The sequence below is a fragment of the Saccharothrix xinjiangensis genome, from assembly GCF_039527585.1.
In the GTDB taxonomy this organism is placed as follows: Bacteria; Actinomycetota; Actinomycetes; order Mycobacteriales; family Pseudonocardiaceae; genus Actinosynnema; species Actinosynnema xinjiangensis.
On the sequence record NZ_BAAAKE010000015.1, the window covers coordinates 1 to 23655 of the forward strand.

18 protein-coding genes are annotated in these 23655 nt (G+C 72.1%); 15 read left to right on the forward strand and 3 right to left on the reverse strand.

What is annotated here, in order from left to right; translation table 11 throughout:
* Window positions 1-535: 535 nt before the first annotated feature.
* From ABD223_RS26150 to ABD223_RS26165, 4 genes are all read left to right on the forward strand, one after another.
* A complete protein-coding gene (locus tag ABD223_RS26150; protein ID WP_344039161.1) occupies window positions 536-1903 on the forward strand; it encodes an ABC transporter substrate-binding protein in 1368 nt (455 codons plus the stop codon).
* On the forward strand, window positions 1903-2772 hold the full coding sequence (locus tag ABD223_RS26155; protein ID WP_344039162.1) for a carbohydrate ABC transporter permease: 870 nt from the start codon (window positions 1903-1905) through the stop codon (window positions 2770-2772). The genes ABD223_RS26150 and ABD223_RS26155 overlap by 1 nt, the downstream gene beginning before the upstream one ends.
* Window positions 2769-3608: a carbohydrate ABC transporter permease gene (locus ABD223_RS26160; protein ID WP_344039163.1), complete on the forward strand. Its 840-nt coding sequence runs from the start codon at window positions 2769-2771 to the stop codon at window positions 3606-3608. The genes ABD223_RS26155 and ABD223_RS26160 overlap by 4 nt, the downstream gene beginning before the upstream one ends.
* 126 nt (window positions 3609-3734) lie before the next feature.
* Window positions 3735-5258, forward strand: coding sequence for a glycoside hydrolase family 13 protein (locus ABD223_RS26165; protein WP_344039164.1), 1524 nt, complete (start codon window positions 3735-3737; stop codon window positions 5256-5258).
* A 247-nt stretch (window positions 5259-5505) separates the two neighbouring features.
* Here the strand turns inward: ABD223_RS26165 and ABD223_RS26170 are convergent, their stop codons facing one another.
* Window positions 5506-6024: a MarR family winged helix-turn-helix transcriptional regulator gene (locus ABD223_RS26170; protein ID WP_344039165.1), complete on the reverse strand. Its 519-nt coding sequence runs from the start codon at window positions 6022-6024 to the stop codon at window positions 5506-5508.
* Between the two features lie 112 nt (window positions 6025-6136).
* Here ABD223_RS26170 and ABD223_RS26175 point away from each other — a divergent pair, with 112 nt between their 5' ends.
* From ABD223_RS26175 to ABD223_RS26200, 6 genes are all read left to right on the forward strand, one after another.
* Entirely contained in the window at window positions 6137-7207 is a 1071-nt protein-coding gene (locus tag ABD223_RS26175) for an alkene reductase (RefSeq protein WP_344039166.1), read from the forward strand.
* Window positions 7208-7525: 318 nt separating this feature from the next.
* Window positions 7526-8287: a DeoR/GlpR family DNA-binding transcription regulator gene (locus ABD223_RS26180; RefSeq protein ID WP_344039167.1), complete on the forward strand. Its 762-nt coding sequence runs from the start codon at window positions 7526-7528 to the stop codon at window positions 8285-8287.
* 76 nt (window positions 8288-8363) lie between these two features.
* Window positions 8364-9707 carry an ABC transporter substrate-binding protein gene (locus ABD223_RS26185; RefSeq protein ID WP_344039168.1) on the forward strand — a complete coding sequence of 448 codons (1344 nt, stop codon included), beginning with the start codon at window positions 8364-8366 and terminating at the stop codon, window positions 9705-9707.
* A 46-nt stretch (window positions 9708-9753) separates the two neighbouring features.
* Window positions 9754-10638, forward strand: coding sequence for a carbohydrate ABC transporter permease (locus tag ABD223_RS26190; RefSeq protein WP_344039169.1), 885 nt, complete (start codon window positions 9754-9756; stop codon window positions 10636-10638).
* A complete protein-coding gene (locus tag ABD223_RS26195) occupies window positions 10635-11435 on the forward strand; it encodes a carbohydrate ABC transporter permease (RefSeq protein ID WP_344039170.1) in 801 nt (266 codons plus the stop codon). The genes ABD223_RS26190 and ABD223_RS26195 overlap by 4 nt, the downstream gene beginning before the upstream one ends.
* Window positions 11432-12421: a zinc-dependent alcohol dehydrogenase family protein gene (locus tag ABD223_RS26200; protein ID WP_344039171.1), complete on the forward strand. Its 990-nt coding sequence runs from the start codon at window positions 11432-11434 to the stop codon at window positions 12419-12421. Before ABD223_RS26195 ends, ABD223_RS26200 begins: the two co-directional genes overlap by 4 nt.
* A 114-nt stretch (window positions 12422-12535) precedes the next feature.
* Here ABD223_RS26200 and ABD223_RS26205 read toward each other — a convergent pair whose 3' ends face one another.
* Entirely contained in the window at window positions 12536-13201 is a 666-nt protein-coding gene (locus ABD223_RS26205; RefSeq protein WP_344039172.1) for an LPXTG cell wall anchor domain-containing protein, read from the reverse strand.
* 668 nt (window positions 13202-13869) lie between these two features.
* Between ABD223_RS26205 and ABD223_RS26210 the strand changes: the two genes are divergently transcribed.
* From ABD223_RS26210 to ABD223_RS26230, 5 genes are all read left to right on the forward strand, one after another.
* The gene (locus ABD223_RS26210; RefSeq protein WP_344039173.1) at window positions 13870-14766 is read left to right on the forward strand and encodes an amino acid ABC transporter permease; all 897 of its coding nucleotides are present in this window, start codon (window positions 13870-13872) and stop codon (window positions 14764-14766) included.
* The gene (locus ABD223_RS26215) at window positions 14754-15518 is read left to right on the forward strand and encodes an amino acid ABC transporter ATP-binding protein (protein ID WP_344039174.1); all 765 of its coding nucleotides are present in this window, start codon (window positions 14754-14756) and stop codon (window positions 15516-15518) included. The genes ABD223_RS26210 and ABD223_RS26215 overlap by 13 nt, the downstream gene beginning before the upstream one ends.
* 12 nt (window positions 15519-15530) lie before the next feature.
* A complete protein-coding gene (locus ABD223_RS26220; protein WP_344039175.1) occupies window positions 15531-16484 on the forward strand; it encodes an ABC transporter substrate-binding protein in 954 nt (317 codons plus the stop codon).
* Complete coding sequence (locus ABD223_RS26225; protein ID WP_344039176.1) at window positions 16418-17887, forward strand: HD domain-containing protein; 1470 nt, start codon at window positions 16418-16420, stop codon at window positions 17885-17887. The genes ABD223_RS26220 and ABD223_RS26225 overlap by 67 nt, the downstream gene beginning before the upstream one ends.
* Window positions 17888-19700: 1813 nt before the next feature.
* The gene (locus ABD223_RS26230; RefSeq protein WP_344039177.1) at window positions 19701-19943 is read left to right on the forward strand and encodes a hypothetical protein; all 243 of its coding nucleotides are present in this window, start codon (window positions 19701-19703) and stop codon (window positions 19941-19943) included.
* 19 nt (window positions 19944-19962) lie between these two features.
* Here the strand turns inward: ABD223_RS26230 and ABD223_RS26235 are convergent, their stop codons facing one another.
* Window positions 19963-23409: a TM0106 family RecB-like putative nuclease gene (locus ABD223_RS26235; RefSeq protein ID WP_344039178.1), complete on the reverse strand. Its 3447-nt coding sequence runs from the start codon at window positions 23407-23409 to the stop codon at window positions 19963-19965.
* Between the last annotated feature and the right edge of the window lie 246 nt (window positions 23410-23655).

The following is a 23655-nucleotide window of genomic DNA, read 5'->3' on the forward strand; positions in this document are numbered from 1 at the left end:
GGTCGGAGCCGGCAGGCTCGGCGGGACGCTCTTCCCCGCCGTGCCTGCCGGCTGCGGCCTGCCTCCGGTACTCGTAAGGGCCCCATGTCAAATCGAGACCCTTCGCAACCACCGGCCACCTCGGTACTTCCCCAACGCACAACACACGCATCACGAACGTAGAACTCACCGGTCCTGAACGTTCGACACGATGGTCCTGAACGTTCGACTCGCGCGCCCCAGACGTACGACACGCCCGACCGCACCGGACAACACGCGATGTCCCACCGGATGACACGCGATACCCCAGTGGACGACTCGCGATACCCCAGTGGACGACTCGCGATACCCCAGTGGACGACTCGCGATGTCCCAGTGGACGACACGCGCGAGTACAGCCGTGGGAGCGCTCTCGTTTGAGGTGGGTTGTCAGTGAAGGGCCGACCGGCTTACAAAATGGTGTCACGAAGTTGCGGAATGTCGTAGACATCTTGCGGATACATGTCGGGTAGACCTACCGTGTGCGCCACACCACACCCGAGGAGGGTCCGCCACCATGAACTCACCCAACCTCCGCAGAGCGGCGGGGTTGCTGCTGGCAGGCAGCCTGAGCCTCACCGCCGCCACGGCCTGCTCCGCGAACCAAGACCAGGGCGACGCGGGAGCCTCCAACGGCAAGGTCACGCTCGTCGTCAACGGTCAGCCGCCGCAGACCCAGGAGTTCGACCGCAAGATCTTCGACGAGGACGTCGCGGAGTTCGAGGCGGCCAACCCCGACATCGACATCGAGCCGCGCGAGGGGTTCATGGACCCCCAGACGTTCTCCGCCAAGCTCGCGGGCGGTCAGCTCGAAGACGTCTACTACGCCTACTTCACGGACCCGGCGAACCTCATCGCCCGCCGCCAGGCCGCCGACATCACCGAGTACGTCGAGGACCTGCCGAACTACGGCGCGATCCGCCAGGAGCTGCGCGACGTGTTCAGCTCCGGCGGCAAGGTCTACGGCATCCCCACCGCCAACTACTCCATGGGCCTGGTCTACAACCGCGAGCTGTTCACCCGGGCCGGGCTCGACCCCGACCAGCCGCCCAAGACCTGGGACGACGTCCGCGCGGCCGCCAAGAAGATCGCCGACCTGCCGGGCAACGAGGTCGGCTTCGCCGAGTACAGCCGCGACAACCAGGGCGGCTGGCACTTCACCGCCTGGATGTACTCCGTCGGCGGCGGGATCGCCCGTCAGGAGGGCGACAAGTGGGTCGCCGACTTCAACGACGACAGCGGCGAGGAGGTCCTGAACCACCTCAAGGACATGCGCTGGACCGACAACAGCATGGGCGAGAAGCAGCTGCTCGTCATCGAGGACGTCCAGCAGATGATGGGCGCGGGCCAGCTCGGCATGTACCTGGCCGCGCCGGACAACATCCCCACGCTGGTCAACCAGTTCGACGGCGACTACGCCGACTACGGCCTCGCGCCCATCCCCGACGCCGAGGGCACGCTCATCGGCGGCGAGGGCTACATGGTCAACCCCAAGGCGTCGCCGGAGAAGATCCGCGCCGGCCTCAAGTGGGTCTCCTGGAAGTACCTCAACCCGGACCGCATCGAGAAGAACCTCCAGCGCTATAAGGACCGGGGCCAGCCCATCGGCCTGCCGGTGCCGCCCGCCGCCGACATCTGGACCGGCGACATCGCCGCCAAGCAGGACCAGCTCAAGAAGAGCCTCGCCACCGTGCCGGTCGCGAACTTCCAGTCCTACGTGGACACCAAGCCGGAGGGGCGCATCGAGCCGCCGAACGCCCAGCAGGTCTACGCGGTCCTCGACAACGTCATGCAGGCCGTGCTCACCAAGCCCGACGCGGACGTCAACCAGCTGCTGGCCGACGCCGAGGTCAAGGTGAACAACGTCCTCGCGCAGGTCAAGTGATGCGCCGCCGCGTCGCGGAGAACCTGACCGCGTACGGGTTCCTGTCCGCCGCCCTGGTCTGCTTCGCGGTGTTCTCCTGGTACCCGATCGCGCGCGGGGCCGTGCTGGGCTTCCAGCAGGTCGACTTCGTCAACGACCCCGCGTGGGTCGGCTGGGAGAACTTCGAACGCCTCTTCGCCGACCCCCTGTTCGCCACGGCGTGGCGCAACACCCTGCTGTTCACCGCGCTGGCGCTGGTCTTCGGCTTCGTCGTGCCGTTCCTGCTCGCGGTGGTGCTCAACGAGCTGCGGCACTTCAAGGCGTACTTCCGGCTGGTCGTGTACCTGCCGGTGATGCTGCCGCCCGTGGTGGCCGCGCTGATCTGGAAGTGGATGTACGACCCCGGTCCGGGCCTGCTCAACACCGCGTTGCGCGGGCTCGGGCTGGAGGGCCTGTCGTGGCTGGACAGCTCCGACACCTCGATGCTGTCCCTCGTCCTCGTCGCGACCTGGGCGAACCTGGGCACCGCCACGCTCGTCTACCTGGCGGCGCTCCAGGGCATCCCCGGCGACCTGTACGAGGCGGCCGAGCTGGACGGCGCGGGCGTGCTGCGCAGGCTGTGGCACGTCACCGTCCCGCAGACCCGCTTCGTGCTGCTGGTCCTGCTCCTGCTCCAGGTCGTCGCCACCATGCAGGTGTTCACCGAGCCCTACGTGATGACCAGCGGCGGCCCCGAGGACTCCACCGTCACGGTCCTGCTCCTCCTCTACCGCTACGCCTTCTACTACAACGACTTCGGCACCGCGAGTGCCCTGAGCCTGTTGCTGCTGCTGGTGCTCGGCGCGTTCACCGCCCTGTACCTGCGCGTGACGCGGAAGGCGGACGCGTGAGGACGCTCATCGCGCCGGGGCGGTCCCGCACCGGCTACACCATCGCGCTCGTCGTCACCACGGTCGTGCTCACCGCGATCTTCGTCGTGCCGCTGCTCTGGGTCGTCGTCTCCGCGATGAAACCGGCCCCCGAGCTGGCCCGCGTGCCGCCGACCGTGCTGCCGGAGACGTGGACGCCGGGCACCTACGCCGAGGCGTGGGACCTCATGGACCTCGGCTCCTACTTCTGGAACACGATCGTGGTCGCGGTCGGGGTGTGGGCGGTGCAGCTCGCGGTGGACGTGCCCGCCGCCTACGCGCTGTCCCGGCTCAGGCCGGTGCTGGGCAAGGCGATCCTCGGCGCGATGCTGGTGACCCTGATGATGCCCGCCGCGGTGCTGCTGGTCCCCACCTACATGACCATCGCCGACCTGGGCCTGCTGAACAACCCGGCCGCGCTGTGGCTGCTCGGCGCGGCGAACGCCTTCACGGTGTTCCTGCTGAAGCGGTTCTTCGACCAGCTGCCGGTGGAGGTGCTGGAGGCGGCCCGGATCGACGGCGCGAACCAGGTCACCATGCTGTGGCGGGTCGTGCTGCCGCTGTCCAGGCCGATCCTGGCGGTCGTGTCGATCTTCGCCGTGGTGGCCGCGTGGAAGGACTTCATCTGGCCGCTGCTGGTGTTCTCCGACCCGGCGCGGCAGACGCTCAGCGTGGCGCTCCAGCGCTTCGCCCCCGACACCCCGGTCAACCTGCTGCTCGCGGGCCTCGTGCTCTCCAGCCTGCCGATGATCGGCCTGTTCCTGGTGTTCCAGCGGCACGTGCTCGCGGGCCTCACCGCGGGCAGCGTGAAGGGCTGACCCGACACCCGGCGAGACCGGTGGCGCCCGTGCGGGCGGCCGGCGCCCGCACGGGTGACCGGCGCCGCAGGGCCCGCCAGTACCGAGGGACCCGTGACCCGGGGCCCAACACGAGGGAGGATCCACATGAACTGGTGGCGCGGTGCGGCCATCTACCAGGTGTACCCGCGCAGCTTCGCCGACGGGAACGGGGACGGGGTCGGCGACCTCGCGGGGCTGCGTCAAAAGCTGCCTTACCTGGCCGAGCTGGGGGTCAACGCGATCTGGCTCAGCCCGTGGTACCCCTCCCCGATGGCCGACGGCGGCTACGACGTCGCCGACTACCGCGACATCGAGCCGGCGTTCGGCACGCTCGTCGAGGCGGAGAAGCTGATCGGCGAGGCGCACGCCGTGGGGCTGCGGGTGATCATCGACATCGTCCCCAACCACTGCTCCGACCGGCACCCGTGGTTCCAGGAGGCCCTGGCGGGCCGCGGCCGGGACCGGTTCTGGTTCCACGACGGCGACGAGCCGCCGAACGACTGGCGGTCCCGTTTCGGCGGTCCCGCGTGGAGCCGCACCCCGGACGGCAAGAGCTGGTACCTCCACCTCTACAGCCCGGAGCAGCCCGACCTGAACTGGACCAACCCGGAGGTCCGGGCCGAGTTCGAGTCGATCCTGCGGTTCTGGCTGGACCGCGGCATCGACGGCTTCCGCATCGACGTGGCCGACGGCCTGGTCAAGGACTTCTCCCGGCCGGACGCCGACACGCCCTACTCGGACCAGGACGGCGTGCACGAGATCTACCGCTCGTGGCGGCGGGTGCTGGACGAGTACCCGGACGAGCGGGTGTTCGTGGGGGAGATGTGGTTGCCCGACCCGGCGCGGTTCGCGCTCTACCTGCGCCCGGACGAGCTGCACTCGGCGTTCAACTTCGACTTCCTGTGCTGCCCGTGGGACCCGGCCGAGCTGCGCCGGGTGATCGACGCGACGCTGGCCGCGCACGCCCCGGTCGGCGCGCCGCCCACGTGGGTGCTGTCGAACCACGACGTGACCCGCCACGTGTCGCGGATGGGCCGCGCGGACACCTCGTTCGACTTCGGCCGGCGCCAGCACCTCACCCCGACCGACCTGGAGCTGGGCGGGAAGCGGGCGCGGGCGGCGATCATGCTCACCACCGCCCTGCCCGGCTGCGTCTACGTCTACCAGGGCGAGGAACTGGGCCTGGAGGAGGTCGACGACCTGCCGGACGAGCTGAGGCAGGACCCGGTGTGGGAGCGCTCCGGCCACACCGACCGCGGTCGGGACGGCTGCCGCGTGCCGATCCCGTGGGGCGACGAGGGGCCGGCGTGGCTGCCGAGGCCGGCGCGCTGGGCGTCGCTGTCGGTGGCGGCGCAGACCGGCGACCCGGTCTCGATGCTCGCGCACTACCGGAACGTGCTGGGGCTGCGGCGGTCGGAGCGGTCGCTGGGCGACGGGCCGATGGGGTGGCTCGACCTCGGGCCGGGGGTGGTCGCGTTCAGCCGGGGCGACGATTTCGCCTGCGTGCTGAACCTGTCCGCCGAGCCGGTGGCCCTGCCGGAGCACGACGGGGTGCTGCTGACCAGCGGGCCGCTCGCCGACGGGGCCCTGCCGCCGGACACCGCGGCCTGGCTGCGCCTTCCGGGCTGACCGGTTCGGGTTGACCGGTTCGGGCTGTGCGGCTCGCGCCGCGCCGCCCGAGCCGGCCGGTTCGGGCTGGGCAGCCCGCTCGGCGCGGCTCGCGCCGAGCCGAGCGGACCGAGCCGGGCGGGCTGGGCCGGGTACAGCGGGCCGAGCCGAGCGGGTCGGGCCGGGCGGGCTGGGCCGGGTACAGCGGGCCGAGCCGAGCGGGTCGGGCCGGGTACAGCGGGCTGAGCGGACCCGGCGGCGAGGTCCCTCAGCCGGGGGCCGGTCCGGGGACGTCCGTCCCCGGACCGGCCTTCCCGGTCCTCCTCGCCAGGTTGCACTCGACCCGGCCGAGCACCCGCGCCGCCTCGGCCAGCTCCCGCTCGTCCATGCCGTCGACGGTCGCCTCCTCCAGCTCCCGCCACAGGCGCTCGACCTCGCGGCGCAGCGCCTGGCTCGCCACCGTGGGCTCCACGATCGTGGCGCGGCCGTCGTTCGGGTCGGGGGTGCGGCGCACGAACCCGGCCCGCTCCAGCCGCTGCACGGTCCGGGTCATGGTGGCGGAGTCGGCGTCCAGCACGTGGCACAGGTCGGACTGCCGCCGCGGGCCGAAGTCCCACAGGTGCATCATCACCAGCTCCTGCCCCGGGTGTAGTCCCGCCTGCCTGAACAGCTGACCCGCGAGCATGCGGTGCAGGCGGGCCACGCGGAAGATCGCATGGCTGATCCGGCCGCCGTCCGCCGTTTCCGGCACGGGGATCGAAGTGCGGGTTTTCTCGTTCCCAGCCATGCGGCCAGGATACTCCGGTCTTCTCGTGACCACCGTCACATGACGTAGTGGGGAATACTTCTCGGGTATTTAGCTGTTCGAACAGGTAAATCGGATACCCGGAGGGACCGCGATGAGCACCGCGTTCGAACAGCTGGACCTGGCCGGCACCACGCTCCCCAACCGCGTCGTGATGGCGCCGATGACCCGCAGCCGTGCGCGCGGCACCCTGCCGACCGCCGCCACCGCCGAGTACTACGCGCAGCGCGCGAGCGCCGGGCTGATCGTCACCGAGGGGATCCAGCCGTCGGCGGTGGGCCAGGGCTACCCGGACACGCCGGGCCTGCACAGCGACGAGCAGGTGGCGGCCTGGCGGGTCGTCACCGACGCGGTGCACGAGGCGGGCGGCCGGATCTTCGCCCAGCTCATGCACGCGGGGCGCATCGGCCACCCGAGCGTGCTGCCCGGCGGCCTGCGCCCGGTGGGCGCCTCCGCCGTGCGGCCCGCGGGCAAGCTGTTCACCGGCACGGGCCTGGAGGAGTTCCCCACGCCGGTCGAGCTGACCGGCGCCGAGGTCGAGGCCACCATCGCCGACTTCGCCGCCGCCGCCCGCAACGCCGTGGCGGCCGGGTTCGACGGCGTCGAGCTGCACGGCGCGAACGGCTACCTGCTGCACCAGTTCCTGGCCGGCAACAGCAACCTGCGCACCGACGAGTGGGGCGGCCCGGTGGAGAACCGGATCCGCTTCGTCGTCGAGGTGGCCCGCGCGACCGCCGACGCGATCGGCGCGCACCGCGTCGGCCTGCGCATCTCCCCGGCGAACCGGTACAACGACATCGCCGAGGACGACCACGAGCAGCTCTACCCGGCGCTGGTCGACGCGATCAACCCGCTGGGCCTCGCCTACCTGCACATCGCCGAGCAGGACCAGCGCCCGCTGACCCTGGAGCTGCGCAAGCGCTTCGCCGGCGCGCTGATCCTCAACCCGCACACCCCGGACCGCGTGACCGGCGCGGACGACCTGGGCCTGCTGGAGGACGGCACGGCGGACGCCCTGGCGTTCGGCGCCCTGTTCCTGGCCAACCCGGACCTGCCCGCGCGCCTGGCGAGCGGCGGCCCGTTCACCAGCCCGGACCCGACGACCTTCTTCGGCGGCACCGAGAAGGGCTACACCGACTACCCGGCGCTGGCGACCACCGGTTGACGACCCCCGAACCCCGGCCCCCGGTCCGCCTCCGGACCTCGGCCCGAACCCGAACACCCCGAATCCCGAAGTTCCGAGGCTCGCTCACCTTCGCCCGGTGAGCGGGCCTCACCTTTTTCCAGGGCCCGGAACGGGCACGAAACGGCCCCGAATCGGGCAGGAATCCGCCCGTTCCTGTGGGTTCGGTCTCGAAAACCGGGCGAAACCCGGGCACCGCCCGTCACCCTGTGGTGCTGGTCACGCTCTCACGGCGGTGTTAGACCTTATGCGCAGCCCGACCGGGCAGTGGTGGCCCGACCGGGCAACGGGAGGTGGGACGTGCGAGCCGATGAGCGCAAGCGCCGCATCCTGGCCCGAGCGCGCGCGGACGGCCGGGTCGACGTCGCGGAGATCGCGGTGGAGCTGCGGGTGGCGCAGGAGACCGTCCGCCGCGACCTGCGGGTGCTCGACGAGCACGGCCTGGTCCGCCGCACGCACGGCGGCGCGTTCCCGGTGGAGAGCGCGGGCTACGAGACCGGCCTGAAGTTCCGGTCCCACTCGATGGTGCCGGAGAAGAGGCGGATCGCGCGGGCCGCCGCGGACCGGCTCGGCGACGCGGAAACGGTCTTCATCGACGAGGGCTACACCCCCCAGCTCGTCGCCGAGAGCCTGCCGACCGGCAGGCCGCTGACAGTGGTCACCGCGTCGCTGCCCACCGCGGCGGCCCTCTCCGAGGCGCCCTCCACCACGGTCCTGCTGCTCGGCGGCCGGGTGCGGGGCCGCACCCTGGCCACCGTGGACCACTGGGCCACCCGGATGCTCGCGGACATGGTGATCGACCTCGCCTACATCGGGGCGAACGGCATCTCGCGCGAGCACGGCCTCACCACGCCCGACCCGGCGGTGGGCGCGGTCAAGGCGCAGGCGCTGGCGTCGGCGCGCAGGCGGGTCTTCGTCGGCGTGCACACCAAGTTCGGGGTGTCGAGCTTCCACCGGTTCGCGAGCGTCGCGGACCTGGAGGCGATCATCACCGACTCGGTGCTGCCCGCGGGCGAGGCGCACCGCTACTCCCTGCTCGGCCCGAAGGTCTTCCGGGCCTAGGCACACGACACCGAAACCCCACGGGACCCCGGCGCGGCCGCGGGTCCGGTAACGCACGCCCCGAGGAAGGCAGACGATGAAGTCACTCCGGTATGGCGGCCTGCTGGCCGCGGTGCTCCTGGCCACGACCGCGTGCGCCGGCGCGGGCGGCGGTGGTGGCAGCGCCGAGAACTCGATCAACGTCCTCATGGTCAACAACCCGCAGATGCAGGACCTCCAGGAGCTGACCGCGGACAACTTCACCAAGGACACCGGCATCACGGTCAACTTCACCGTCCTGCCCGAGAACGACGTCCGCGACAAGATCAGCCAGGACTTCTCCAGCCAGGCGGGCCAGTACGACGTGGCCACGATCAGCAACTACGAGACGCCCATCTACGCCAAGAACGGCTGGCTCACCCCGCTGGACGACTTCGTGGCGAAGGACGCCGGCTTCGACCAGGGCGACGTCCTGGAGCCGATCCGCCAGTCGCTCACCGCCGCCGACGGCAAGGTCTACGCCCAGCCGTTCTACGGCGAGTCGTCGTTCCTCATGTACCGCAAGGACGTGCTGGACGCCAAGGGCGTCACCATGCCCGAGAAGCCGACGTGGCAGCAGGTCGCGGACATCGCCGCCCGGGTCGACGGCGCGGAGCCCGGCATGAAGGGCATCTGCCTGCGCGGCCAGCCCGGCTGGGGCCAGCTCATGGCGCCGCTGACCACCGTGGTCAACACCTTCGGCGGCACCTGGTTCACCGAGGACTGGCAGGCGCGGGTCAACGCGCCGGAGTTCAAGGAGGCCACGAAGTTCTACGTGGACCTGGTCCGCGCGCACGGCGAGGCGGGCGCGCCGCAGGCCGGGTTCGCCGAGTGCCTGAACAACATGACCCAGGGCAAGGTCGCCATGTGGTACGACGCCACGGTCGCCGCCGGCCTCCTCGAAGCCGCCGACTCGCCGGTCAAGGGCAAGCTGGGCTTCGCCCAGGCCCCGGTGGTGCGGACCGAGTCGTCCGCGTGGCTCTACACCTGGGCGTTCGGCGTCCAGAAGGCCAGCAAGAAGGCCGACAACGCGTGGAAGTTCATCTCCTGGGCGTCCGGCAAGGGCTACGAGGAGCTGGTCGGCAAGAGCCTCGGCTGGTCGAGGGTCCCCGACGGCAAGCGCGCCTCGACCTACGAGCGCCCCGAGTACCTGGCCGCGAGCGGCTCGTTCGCCGCGCAGGCCGAGGCGGCCATCGCGGGCGCCAAGCCGACCGACCCGGGCGTGCAGCCGCGGCCCGCGAGCGGCATCCAGTTCGTCGGCATCCCCGAGTTCACCGACCTCGGCACCCAGGTGTCGCAGAGGATCAGCGCCGCGATCGCCGGGTCCACGTCCGTGGACGCCGCGCTCGACGAGGGCCAGGAGCTGGCCGAGGCCGTCGCGAAGAAGCACCGGGGCAACTGATGGGCGACCCCCTGGTGCCGAACCCGACGCCGGTCGGGAGGGCTTCGTGACGGCGGCGGCCCGCTGGGCGCGGCGCGCGCCCCTCCTGCCCGCGCTGATCTTCACCATCGCGGTCACCCAGCTGCCGTTCGTCGCGACGCTGGTGATCTCGCTGATGCGGTGGAACTCGCTGGACCCGGCCAACCGCGGGTTCGCCGGGCTCGACAACTACGTCGCCGTGTTCACCGACCCGGACCTGCGCTCGGCCATCGGCGTCACGGTCGTGCTGACCGCCGTGGTGGTGCTGGTCAGCCTGCTGCTCGGGCTGGGCCTGGCGCTGCTGCTGGACCGGAGGTTCGTCGGGCGCGGGATCGTGCGCACGATGCTCATCGCGCCGTTCCTGGTGGTGCCGGTCGCCGCCGCCCTGCTGTGGAAGCACGCGCTCTACAACCCGGAGTACGGCCTGTTCAACGGCGTGCTCACGTGGCTGTTCGGCGCGGACGCCCCGCAGCCGGAGTGGATCAGCGGGATGCCGCTGACGGCCGTGCAGGCGTCGCTGGTGTGGCAGTGGACGCCGTTCATGATGCTCATCCTGCTGGCGGGCCTCCAGAGCCGCCCGCACGACGCGGTCGAGGCCGCGCGCATCGACGGCGCCTCGCCGTGGCAGGTGTTCCGCTACCTGACCCTGCCGCACCTGCGGCAGTACCTGGAGCTGGGCGCGCTGCTCGGGTCGATCTACGTCGTGCAGAACTTCGACGCCGTCTTCACCATCACCTCGGGCGGCCTGGGCACGGCCAACCTGCCCTACACGATCTACCAGACCTTCTACCAGGCCCACGACTACGGCCAGGCGTCCGCGGCCGGCGTCGTCGTGGTGCTCGGGTCGATCGTCATCGCCACGTTCGCGCTGCGCGTGGTGTCGTCCCTGCTGCGCGAGGAGGTGCGCGCGTGAAGCGGATCTGGGGCGTGCTGGCCTGGTTCTCCGGGCTGCTGTTCTTCGCGCCGGTGGCGTGGATGGTGCTGACCTCGCTGCACAGCGAGCCGGACGCGGCGACCAACCCGCCGTCGCTCGCCGCGCCGCTGACCTTCGACGGCTACCGCGAGTTCTTCGACTCGAACCCGTGGCCGCCGCTGATCAACTCGATGAGCGCGTCGATCGGCTCCACGCTGCTCGTGCTGCTGCTGGCGATCCCGGCGGCGTACGCGCTCTCGATCAAGAAGGTCGAGAAGTGGTCGGACGTGCTCTTCTTCTTCCTGTCCACCAAGATGCTGCCGGTGGTGGCCGGGCTGCTGCCGATCTACCTGGTCGCGCAGCACACCGGGCTGCTGGACAACATCTCGTTCCTGGTCGTGCTCTACACGTCGATGAACCTGCCGATCGCGGTGTGGCTGATGCGGTCGTTCCTGGCCGAGGTGCCGGGTGAGATCCTGGAGGCCGCCGCGCTCGACGGCGCGGGCCTGGTCACCACGCTGCGGCGGGTCGTCGCGCCGGTCGCCATGCCGGGCATCGCGGCGACCTCGCTGATCTGCTTCATCTTCAGCTGGAACGAGCTGCTGTTCGCCCGCGTGCTGACCGGCGTGGTGGCCGGCACCGCGCCGGTCTACCTCACCGGGTTCGTCACCAGCCAGGGCCTGTTCCTGGCCAAGGTGTGCGCCGCCGCCACGGTGGTGTCCCTGCCGGTGCTCGTCGCCGGGTTCGCCGCCCAGGACAAGCTGGTCCAGGGCCTTTCTCTGGGAGCAGTCAAGTGAGAGCAGCCGTGATCACCGGGGTCGGCCGGGTCGAGGTGGCCGAGGTGCCCGACCCGGAGCCGGGCCCGCGGCAGGTCGTCGTGGACGTCGCGGCGTGCGGCCTGTGCGGCACCGACCTGCACATCCTCCAGGGCGAGTTCGCGCCGACCCTGCCGGTGGTGCCGGGTCACGAGTTCGCCGGCGTGGTCGTCGAGGTCGGCGCGGACGTGACCGAGGTCCGGGTCGGCGACCGGGTCGCGGTGGACCCGTCGCTGTACTGCCACGAGTGCCGCATGTGCCGGGCCGGGCGCGCCAACCTGTGCGAGCGGTGGGCGGCGATCGGCGTCACCACCGGCGGCGGCGCGGCGGAGTACGCGGTGGCGCCGGTGGCGAACTGCGTGAAGCTGCCCGACCACGTGCGGACCGAGGACGCCGCGCTGATCGAGCCGCTGTCGTGCGCGGTGCGCGGCTACGACGTGCTGCGGTCGCGGATGGGCAGCCGGGTGCTCATCTACGGCTCGGGCACGATGGGGCTGATGATGCTCCAGCTGGGCAAGCTCACCGGCGCGGTGTCCGTCGAGGTCGTCGACCTCAACCCGGACCGCCTGGCGACGGCCGAGCTGCTGGGCGTCACGGCCACCGCCGCGAACCCCGACGAGCTGGACCGGCCGGGCGGCTGGGACGTGGTCATCGACGCCACCGGCAACGAGAAGGCCATCCAGGACGGCCTCGGCCGGGTCGCGAAGGGCGGCACGTTCCTCCAGTTCGGCGTCTCCGACTACTCGGCGCGGGTGACCATCGAGCCGTACCGGATCTACAACCAGGAGATCACCATCACCGGGTCGATGGCGGTGCTGCACTCGTTCGAGCGGGCGGCGGACCTGTTCGCCACCGGGGTACTCGACCCGGAGGTGTTCATCAGCGACCGCCTGCCGCTGGCCGACTACGCGTCGGCGCTGGAGAGGTTCCAGGCGGGACAGGGGCGCAAGATCCAGGTCCTGCCCTAGGCGGGCGCGGCGCCCGGGCACGCGCCCGGGTGCCTCGCCCGGGTTCGGACCCCGGGTACGGCGAAGGCCCGGTCACCCCGGCGGCAGCGGGGTGGCCGGGCCTTCGGCACGCGGTCAGTCGCGAGCGGCCCGCTTGCGCTGCATGATCAGCAGGGCGGCGCCGCCGCCCAGCAGGACCACGCCGATGACCAGCGGGATCGCGATGCTGGCGCCGGTGTTGGCCAGCGGGGTCTCCTCGGCGGCGATCGGCACGACCGAGGTCGGGGCGACCGAAGCGGTCGGCGACACGGGCACGCTGGACTCGGCCGGGGGCTGCTCGGCCGGCGGCTGCTCGGCGGGGGGCTCCTCGGCCGGCGGCTGCTCGGCGGGGGGCTCCTCGGCGGGCGGCTGCTCGGCGGGCGGCTGCTCGGCCGGCGGCTGCACGGGGCACGGCTGCACGGTCTTCTTCTGGGTGAACGAGTGCTGGTTGCCGTCGTGCGCGGTCACCTTGACGACGAACTCGCGCTCGACGTCGGCGGGCGCGGTGAACTTCTCGTCCAGGTTGGCGCCGAAGTCCTTGTCCGCGATGGTCTCACCGTTGACCGTGACCTTGATCCGGTTCGCCTTGTCCCTGGACTCGGGGGCGTAGTGGATCAACTGCACCTGGACGCTCGCCTGACCGTCCTTGCAGTCGGGGGTCACCTTCCAGTTGTGCGCCGAGGCAGGCGTCGCGAGGATCGCGGACGTAGCGAAGGTAGCGGTGAGCGCGCCGAGAAAGGCGCCAGCTCTGGCGAGCTTCATGTGAGGGCTCCTGAGGGAGGGCTTAGGAGAGACGGCGGTCACCTTATACGGGGAACGTCAACCACTCGACTGGGGGATCGGTAATTACTTTCCGCATCTGCCGCCGCAACCGTCTCCTGAGGATGACCAGCACGGCCGTGCCGCCCACGTGCACCAGGACGCCGAGTCCCGAGGGGAGGCCCACCCGCGCTCCCGGTTGCTCCAGTTCGGCCTGTTCGGCGACTCTGACCAGGGCTTTCGCCGTGGTGGGCGGTAGGCGGAAGATCGCCGGCGGAGTGGTGGCCGCGGGCATTTCCACAGTGGTCGAAGTCGTGATGACCGGGTCTTCTTTTTTTGGCGGGATCGTTACCGGCGTCGTCGCCGGCGCGGTGCCGGGCCCGCCGCAGGTCCGCCGGAACGACCGGCGGAACCGGGCGTCCTCTGTGGACCGCCTGCCGTCGCACCGGCTCGGCTCGGCGGTCGGCACGGCCCGGCGGTCACCCCGGGCGCTGCCCGTTCCGGGTGGGACCCCTGCTTGTCAACAGTCGGCACCGGTCGTTCAGCAGGTGGTCTCCCTTGTTCGGGCCGCGGCGAAGTGGCTACTTTCGCGCCACCCACGTGGACCACCCTCCGCCGCACCCGCGGGCGCCCCCGCCGCGGGCCCTCACCTTCCCCTCGAAGGACCCACCATGAGCGTGTCCGCCCAACCGCGCCTGCACGCGCCCGAAGACCCACCCGTCCTCAAGGTCGTGCCCGCCCGCCACCCGTGGCGGTGGGTCGGCATCGTCGCCGTGCTGGTGCTCGCCGCCCAGTTCGTCAACGGCCTGGTCACCAACCCCGGTTGGGACTGGGCCACGTTCGCCCGGTTCATCACCGCGGAGTCCGTGCTCAGGGCGGTGCTGGTCACCCTGGAGCTGACCCTCTACGGCACCGCGATCGGCTTCGCGCTGGGCATCGTGCTCGCCCTCATGAGGCTGTCCCGCAGCCGGTTCCTGGCGGCCGTGAGCTGGACCTACACCTGGGCGTTCCGGTCCATCCCGCTGATCGTGCAGCTGCTGTTCTGGTTCAACATCTCCTACCTGTACCAGGAGCTGCGCCTGGGCATCCCGTTCGGACCGACGTTCGTCGGCTTCGACACCAAGGACCTGATCAGCCCCATGGGCGCGGCGGTGCTCGGCCTCGCCCTGCACCAGGCGGCGTACGCGGCGGAGATCGTGCGCTCGGGCATCATCTCGGTCGACCACGGCCAGCTGGAGGCCGCCGCGGCGCTGGGCGTGCCGCGGGCCCGCCAGTTCCGGCGGATCATCCTGCCGCAGGCCATGCGCTCGATCCTGCCCAACGCGACCAACGAGGTCATCAGCCTCTTCAAGGGCACCTCGGTGGTGTCCGTGGTGGCCATCGGCGAGCTGTTCTACCAGGTGCAGGTGATCTACGGGCGCAACGCGAGGGTCGTCGCCCTGCTCATGGTCGCCACCGCCTGGTACATCGCGCTGACCACCCTGCTGTCGATCGCGCAGCACTACGTCGAGAAGCACTACGCCAAGGGCGCGACCCGCGACCGGGAGGGCTGGAAATGGGCGAGGTGATGGTGCACCTCCAGGGTGTCCGCAAGAGTTTCGGGGACAACGAGGTGCTGCGCGGCGTGGACCTGGAGGTCCGCGCCGGCGAGGTCGTCGTGGTGCTCGGGCCGTCCGGGTCCGGCAAGTCGACGCTGCTGCGCACGATCAACCACCTGGAGAAGGTGGACGCCGGGCTGGTCTCCGTCGACGGCGAGCTGATCGGCTACCGCCGCCGCGGCGACCGGCTGCACGAGCTGAGGGAGCGCGAGGTGCTGCGGCAGCGCACGCACATCGGCTTCGTGTTCCAGAACTTCAACCTGTTCCCGCACCTGACCGTGCTGGAGAACGTCGTCGAGGCCCCGGTGTCCGCGCAGCGCCGGCCGCTCGACCAGGCGCGCGAGCGGGCGCGGGCGCTGCTGGCCCGCGTCGGCCTGTCGGAGAAGGAGTCCGCGTACCCGAGGCACCTGTCCGGCGGCCAGCAGCAGCGCGTCGCCATCGCCCGCGCCCTCGCGCTGGACCCCAAGGTGCTGCTGTTCGACGAACCCACGTCGGCGCTCGACCCCGAGCTGGTCGGCGAGGTGCTGGACGTGATCAAGGACCTCGCGCGCTCCGGCACCACGATGGTCGTCGTCACGCACGAGGTCGGCTTCGCCCGGGAGGTCGCCGACACCGTCGTGTTCCTGGACGGCGGCGTCGTCGTCGAGCAGGGCCCGCCCTCCCGGGTCCTCGACGACCCGCAACACCCGCGCACCCGCGCGTTCCTGTCCAAAGTGCTCTGAAAGGGGATCCCGTTGTCGCGCTCCGGAACCGCCGCCCTCCTCACCGTCGCCGCCCTGGCGCTGACCGCCTGCGCGGGCGCCGACGGCGCGGCGATCGAGGACCAGGTCGTCAGCAACGGCAAGGTCGTCAACCTCGGTCCCGACCAGGACCGCGTCACCGCCGAGAAGGTCGACTCGATCGCCGCGAAGGTGCCCGAGCGGTTCCGGAAGGAGGGCCGGATCGCCATCGGCGGCTCGGCGGGCACCAACCCGCCGCTGCGCTTCTACGCCACCGACGACAAGACGCCCATCGGCGTGGAGACCGACATCGCCGTGCTCATCGCCGGCGTGCTCGGCCTGGAACCGCAGCTGGAGGTCTCGTCCTGGGAGAACCTGTTCGTCGGCCTGGACAGCGGCCAGTACCCGCTGGGCCTGTCGAACATCACCGTCACCGAGGAGCGCAAGGAGAAGTACGACTTCGCCACCTACCGGCTGGACACGCTCGCGTTCGAGGCCAAGAAGGGCGGCTCGTGGCGGGTGGAGGGGCCGGAGGACGTGGCCGGGAAGGTCATCGCGGTCGGGTCCGGCACCAACCAGGAGAAGATCCTGGTCGACTGGAGCAAGGCCAACGAGGCCAAGGGCCTGCCCGCCACGGACATCAAGTACTACCAGAACGCCTCCGACTACTACCTGGCCCTGGAGTCCGGCCGGCTCGACGCCTACCTGGGCCCGAACCCGACCTCGGCGTACCACGTGGCCGTCTCCGGCACGACGGAGGTGATCGGCACCTTCTCCGGCGGCGGCGACCTCCAGGGCAAGATCGCGGCGACCACGAAGAAGGGCAGCGGCCTGGTGGAGCCGGTCGCGGAGGCCATCGACCACCTGATCGAGACCGGCAAGTACGCCGAGGTGCTGGACCGGTGGGGGCTGGCGGACGAGGCGGTGGAGAAGTCCGAGATCAACCCGCCGGGGTTGCCGAGGTCCTGAGCGCGCTCGACGAAAGGCCCGCACCGGGCGTCCGGTGCGGGCCTTTCCGCATTCCTGCGGACGGGTCAGCCCGGGCCCGCACGGCCCGCGCCGCCGCGTCCGCCGCCCACGTCGGCCCCCTCGACCTGCTGGTCACCGGCGGCGACGAGGACCGGGAGTCCTACGAGCGCCACCTCGCGGGCCCTCTGGAACGCCGCCTGGTCGCCCGCGCGGCCCAACGCGACCTGTCCGACCGCAGCGCCGCGTCCGAGGAGATCGCCTGGTGGCTGTTCCACCGCTGGGTGGCGACCAGGGAGGACCAGCCCGCCGTCCTGGAGGCGATCCCCGTCGACGACCGCCCGACGCGGAAGGTCCTGGTCGACGTCCTCGACCGCCTCACCCGCCTGTTCCGCCTCCCGCCGGGCGACCTGGGCGTCCCGCAGCGCCTGGACCTGAAGTCCCGGACCACCCACCTCGGTGGCGTGGAGGTGCGCGAACGCCTGCTCGGCCTCCTGCTGGTGGTCGGCCACACCCTCGCGGTCGAGCCGATCGCCCTGTCACCGGTGGTGGTCGAGCACCTGGGCGTGCCGAACCCCGTCGACCTGGCCGAGTTGCGCACGACGCTGGGCGAAGCCACCTGGGAGCCGATCCGGATCGGCCTGGGCCTGGTCGCCGAGTGCCGGCACGAGGCGGTCCCGGAGGCGTTGCGCGAGCACGTGGCCCGGGTCGACGCCGTGCTCGGCGCGGTCCACTCGGTGGCCGAGGACGACGTCCACCTCCAACCCCTCCGCCACCTGCCGGCACGGGCGTCGGCCGACCGGGTCGAACCGGCCGCGCACGACGGCCACCCGATCTTCGCCGTGCCGGTCACCCGCTTCCGCCTGGAGCAGACCAGGGTGCGCGAGCTGCTGATGGGGGAGCAGCTCTACGGCGACAGGTCGCTGGCCATCCGCGAGCTGTACCAGAACGCCCTCGACGCGTGCCGCTACCGCCAGGCGCGCCAGGACTACCGGATCGCGCTGGGGCTGCCGGGCGGCTGGACCGGGCGCATCGGGTTCGACCAGGGCGTCGACGACCAGGGCCGGCACTACCTGCGGTGCACCGACAACGGCATCGGCATGGGCGCGCAGGAGCTGCGCGAGGTCTTCTCGCAGGCGGGCGTCCGCTTCGCCGACCGGTCGGAGTTCCTGGAGGAGCAGGCCCAGTGGGCCGAGCGCGGCGTCCACCTCTACCCGAACAGCAGGTTCGGCATCGGCGTCATGAGCTACTTCATGCCGGCCGACGAGATCGAGGTGACCACCTGCCGCATGGACCGCCACGACGGCCGCCCGGGCCGGAGTGGCGGGTGCGGATCGTCGGCCCCGGCCACCTGTTCCGCATCCGGCAGGTCGCCGACAGCGGCTCGCAGCCCGGCACGACCGTGACGCTCCACCTGCGCGACGGGGAGGACGCGCCGTCGTGCGTGGAGGTGCTGGAGCGGTCGCTGGGCATCGCGGAGTTCGCCACCGGGGCCGAGCACGACGGCTTGGTCGCGAAGTGGGAGCCGTTCGTCTTCAAGGCCCGGTCGAGGCAGCCGGGGGAGTCCTACGGCATCCACGTGGCGAAAGAGGTGCTGCCCGCGTCCCGCTCACCCGAGGGACAGGTCGTCTGGTGCGCGCAGGGCGGAGGGCTGCTGGCTGACGGCCTGTACGTCGTCCCCGCGGAGCAGAGGGGCCTGCTCAAGCACTCGGGCGGCGGTGACGACCTGCGTGGTGCGGTCGTCAACCTCACCCGCCACCGGGTGCCCCGCCTCACGGTCGACCGGACGCAAGTGCTGGACGACGTCTCGGTGCACGTGGAGCGGCTGCTGGCGGCAGCGGCTCCGGAACTCGTCGCCCGTGACCCGGCGTTCCTGTCCTGGGAGTGGATCGCCAACGTCGCCGAGGTCAGTCCGGGGGTGGCGGACATCGTCACGCCGGCCGTGATCAGGGCCGGGAAGCGACTGAGTGACGCCGGCGTGCGAGCGGATGCCACCGCGTCCGACTGCTTCCCCGCGGATCGCAGTCCGACGCCTCCCCTTGGCAACCGGCCGCTGGGCGCCGGGCACAGGTCGTTGCCGTCGTGGATCCTGCTGTGGCGGTTGATCGCCCGTGATCCGGCACTGCTCCCGAACGGCCTCGTTCCCCGGGGGATCAGGGTGCTGTCGGCCTTGCCCTCGGACGCCGTCCTGGCGGCACACCTCGGCAAGGAGCAGGACGGCCCGGTCCCGACCGGCGCCGTGGCCGAGTTGGCGTACCTGCTGGGCCGAGGGCCTCGTGCGATCGTCGCCAGGTTGCGGAGGCTGGGGTATCGGACCGACGGGCTCGACGACCTCCCCGACCGGGAAGAGCGCCAGGCGCACGACCACCCGTTGCTCAGCCGCGAGCTCACCGGCCGTGCGCCGTGGCTCGAACCGGGGCGCCCCGTCCCGAGGGGCCACGTGATCGCCGCCCAGCGCCGCACCAGGCTGCCGTCGGCGGAGATCACGAGGCGCTTGGCGCGCTACTCGTTCCCCGTCGACGGCCCGCTCGGAGCGGTGAGCCTGTACCGGCTGGTAGAGCTCTCGGTGAAGTCCGGTCCGGGGCCGAAGGCCGTGGGGGAGGTCCTCCGCCGCTGGGGGTACGCCGTCCCCGAGGCGGACGACCTCCCGGACGTGCTCGACGACCAGGACGATCACCTCGTCCGTCGATCCGCCCCGTGGTCCGGCGCCCTCTCGGCACGAGCCCTGAGCCTCTGCGCGGCACGTGCCGGGTGCACCCAGGACGATGCGGCGCGCCGGTTGTCGCGCTTGGGCTACGAGGTGCCGGAACAGCGGCTCGACGACCCCTGCCTCGACCCGTTGGGCCGGGGGTTCCTGGAGGACGGTGAAGGATTGCCGTCAGCGACCTGGTCCGCCGACCTCACCCTCGAAGTCGCGGTGCGGGTCGCGTACCACCTCAGGGTGAAGGTGACCGAGGTGATCGAACGGGCCCGTGAGCGAGGGGCGGAGGTGCCGGCCCGGGTCCCACCGGTCGGCGTGCCCGACGACGTGGACCTGGCGCTCCTCTCCGACGCGCGCGTCTGCTCCCTCGTCGCGTCGGGCAAACCGCTGCCGCTGCACTTCCCGTACGGCCTCGACTCCTTCGGGTGGTCCACGTACGACGAGGAGGTGCACGAGATCGCCATACGGGCGTGGGAGCTGGGCCTGGTGTCCGTGGAGCCGGAAGTCGACGAGTACGCGTGGACCGATTTTCCCTGGTCAAGGATTTCGAGACCGGCAAGAAGTGGTTCGAGGTCGACCAGCCGGTGCCGGTCAGGCAGGTCCTGGGGCACGCCCTGCTCCGCGGCGAGCCGGTGGACCGGATCGTCGACCAGATGCTCGACCTCGACCTCCAGGTCGAGCACGTGGGCGAGGGAATCGCAGAACTCCCGACCCGGGTGCCGGTCGAGCAACCGGGTGAGGACCCGCCTTTCGAGTGGTGATCCCCGAACCGGGCAGGTGTCACACGTCCACGGGCGCGTGGTCCTCCACGTCCCACGGCTCGGCGTCGGCCATCAGGCCCACCATGCCCGACACCAGCCGGAGTTGGTCGACGTCGCGCACGTCGGCCTCCACCAGCCTCGGCGAGCACACCACCACCGCCACGGCCTGCGCCCGCGACAGCGCCACGTTCACCCTGTTGCGCGACAGCAGGAAGTCCAGGCCGCGAGGCAGGTCCACGGCCGCCGACGACGTCATGGTGGTGACCACCACCGGCGCCTCCTGGCCCTGGAACCGGTCCACCGTGCCGACCCGCACGAGCCCGTACCCGTGCTTCTCCAGCTCGCGCCGCACCAGCCGCACCTGCATGTTGTACGGCGCCACCACCAGGAAGTCGTCCTCGTCCAGCGCCCGCGCGCCCGGCCCGTCGGTCCACAGCCGGCCCATCAGCGACCGCACCACGCCCACCACGGCCGCCGCCTCCTCCACCGACGACGTGGTGTTGCCCGAGTGCTCGACCGAGCGCAGGTAGACGCCCGGCCGCACGCCCGCGACACCGCGTCCCGCCGCGCTGGGGTGCGACCGCAGCAGCCCGGCGTAGGACAGGTTCGACACCGGCTCGCACACCGCCGGGTGCAGCCGCCGCGTCTGGTCCAGGAAGTAGCCCAGCTCGGGCGGGATCACGTCGGCGTCGCCGATCAGGTGCCCCAGCGCCGACGCCTCCGCGCCCGCCGGGTGCGTGCCCTGCACGACCTGCGGCAGCTGCTGCGGGTCGCCCAGCAGCACCAGGTTGCGCGCGCACGTCGACACGGCCAGCGCGTCGGCCAGCGCGAACTGCCCGGCCTCGTCCACGATCAGCACGTCGAACGGCCGCTCGCGCAGCGCGGTGTTGGCGAACGTCCACGCCGTGCCGCCGACCAGGTGGCCACCGCCCTGGTCGTCGCGCCACCGCACCAGCGCCCCGTTGTCCCGGGGCTGCTCCCACGCGCAGTCCTTCGCCGGCGCGCCCTTCGCCCGCTTCGCCGTCGGGATCGGCACGCCCAGCTCGCGGCCCGCCGCCCGAGCCGCCGAGAGCACGTTCTCCACGGCCTTGTGGCTGGTCGACGTCACGCCGACGCTGCGCCCGCCCCGGATGAGGTGCGCGATCAGCCTGCCCGCCAGGTACGTCTTGCCCGCGCCCGGCGGGCCCTGCACGGCCAGCGCGGAGCCGTCCAGCGCGTCCACGGCCGCGATCACGTCGGCGATCAGGTCGTCGGAGCGCGGCAGCGCCCCCGTGCGCAGCCGCGGCGGCGTGCGCCGCACCAGGTCGACGCCGGGGTGCGGCGGCAGCTCGGGCAGGGCGTCCACGACCATCGCGGCCAGGTCGTAGACCGCCTCGTCCTTGGGCGTCGGCCGCACCGGGCTGCCGGGCAGCACCGCGATCGGCACCTCGCCGTCCACGTCGTCCGGCGAGGTGCTCTCCTGGAGCACGACGTCCTCGGCCGACTCGGCGAGCACGACGGCGTCCCGGCTGCGGTTGGGCGCGCCCTTGTAGAGCAGCCGCACCTGGTCGCCCGCCGCGAACGGGTGCGGGCGCTCCGGGTCGCACCACGCGCGCACCTCGCGCTTGGCCTTGCGCACCCGCCCGGACGGCATCACCCAGTCCTCGGCGCGCACCGACACCGGCACCGCGCACGCGCTGTCGGACTCCAGCTCGGACAGCGGCGCGCCCATCTGCCGGAAGAAGTCCCACCACGCCGGGTTGGTCTCGCGCCGGTGGTAGCCGACCGCGGCGGCCAGCAGCGCCCGCGCCCGCTGGTCGTCCGTCGCCTCGGCCGGGTTGTCCGGCAGCCCTTCCACCAGCGGGTCGACCACGGCGGCCAGCCGCGCCGCCCGCTCGGCCCGGCGCTGCGCGGCCAACTCGTCCTCGATCTCCTGGGTGAACGACGGCTCCGGCACGTGCGGCTGGACGCCGGCCTCGTCGCGGACGCCCAGCAGGAACCGGTAGAGCCGCAGCGTGGAGACGCAGTCGGCGGCGTTGTAGTCGGCGATGCCGGCCAGGACCTCCTCGGCGCGCGCCGGGTCCGCGCCGCGCAGCGCCAGGTACTCCTCGTAGGCCTCGATGCTGGAGACGGCGTTGGTGACCTCGCCGGTCCGCGCGGGCATGTAGAGCGGTTCCAGGTACTTGATCGAGTACGACCGCTGCGACACCCGCAACGCCTTGCGCACCACCGAGTACAGGTCCACCAGCGCGTCGGAGCGCAGCAGGTGGTCGACGGCCTCCTCGCGGGTGCCGTGCAGCGCGGCCAGCTTCTTGAGGGCGTTCACCTCGTAGGGCGCGTAGTGGTAGACGTGCGCGCCGGGGTTGGCCTCCAGCCGCTCCACCACGAAGTCGACGAACCGCTCGAACGCGAGCTTCTCCCGCCGGCGGCTGTGCGCCCAGAACGGCGTGAACGCCCCCTCGGCGTCGACCACGCCGAACAGGTACTCCAGCCCTTCGCCGTCGAGCGCGAACGGGTCGCCCTCCATGTCGAAGAACAGGTCGCCGGGGTCGGGCACGGGCAGCGCGGCCAGGGCCTCGGGCGCGACCACCTCGAAGGCCACCTCGCCGGTCGGGTCCGCCTCGGTGCGGGAGCGGTCCTGGACCACCTGGAGCGCGGCCTGCGCGCGCAACCCGGCGAAGGTCGCGGCCGACATGGTGGCGGGCCGGTCGGCCTGCGCGGCGCCCGCGAGGGCGTCGATCGTGCCGAGCCCGGCCGCGGCGAGCTTGCGGCGCTGGTCGGCGCGGATGCCCGCGACCAGCGACAGGTCCCGGTCCCGCTCGCGCCCGGTGGCGCAGTGGCGGGCGAACCGGCACGTCGCGCAGGCGGGCCGCTCGTCGTCCCACAACCGGGCGGGCAGGGTCGCGGGCCCCGCCACGCGGACCCGGAGCCGGTCGGTGAGGTCCCGGACCAGCGGCAGGAAGTCGGCCACCCGGAACGCGCGGGCGGTGCCGTCACCGAGCAGCAGGTGCATCCGGGGACCGGCGAGCGACCCCAGGGCGTTCGCGTAGGCGGTCGACTGCACCACGGCGGCCGGGGTGGCGTGGCGGGCGAGCTTGGCGTCGTGCGGCTCGTAGCCGTGCTCGCCGGCGACGAGGAAGTCGGCGCGCCCGTGGAAGCCGTCGGCGTAGAAGACGGCCTGGTAGACCACCGGCGCCCGGTCGGCGAGGGCGGCGGCGGTCAGCGCGGCGGCGGCGGTCAGCGCCTCGTGGGTGGGCGCGGGCTGGGGGATCTCGACCACCTCGGTCCGCGCCCGGAACCGCTCCAGCACGGCCTGCTCGTGCGCCAGTCCGTGCCGGGTGGCCAGGGTGTTCCGCTGCTCCTCGGGCGCGGGGACGCCGGGCACGCCGCGCGCGAGGGCCAGGGACAGCCGGCTGCGGTGCTCGCACTCCAACAGGTCCACCAGGTCCGACGGGGAGTGCACCAGGTGGCCGTCGGCGTTGAGCATGGCGCGCAGTATCGCCGCCGGGCGCCCGGAGGCCGGGGATCACGCCCGGCGCGTCGCGGAGTGCGGTGAGCGCCACTGGGGTCCCACGGGTCACCTGGGTCGCCGGGGCGGCCGGCGTTGCGGGGCGGGCGGCGCTCGGGCGGGGGTTGCCCGGTGGGGTCCTGCCGGTGGGGATCGGGCCCGGTGGGGAGCGTGACCGATGGAGGTCGGGCCTGGGTGGGAGCGTGCCGGTGCGGCTCGGAGGTC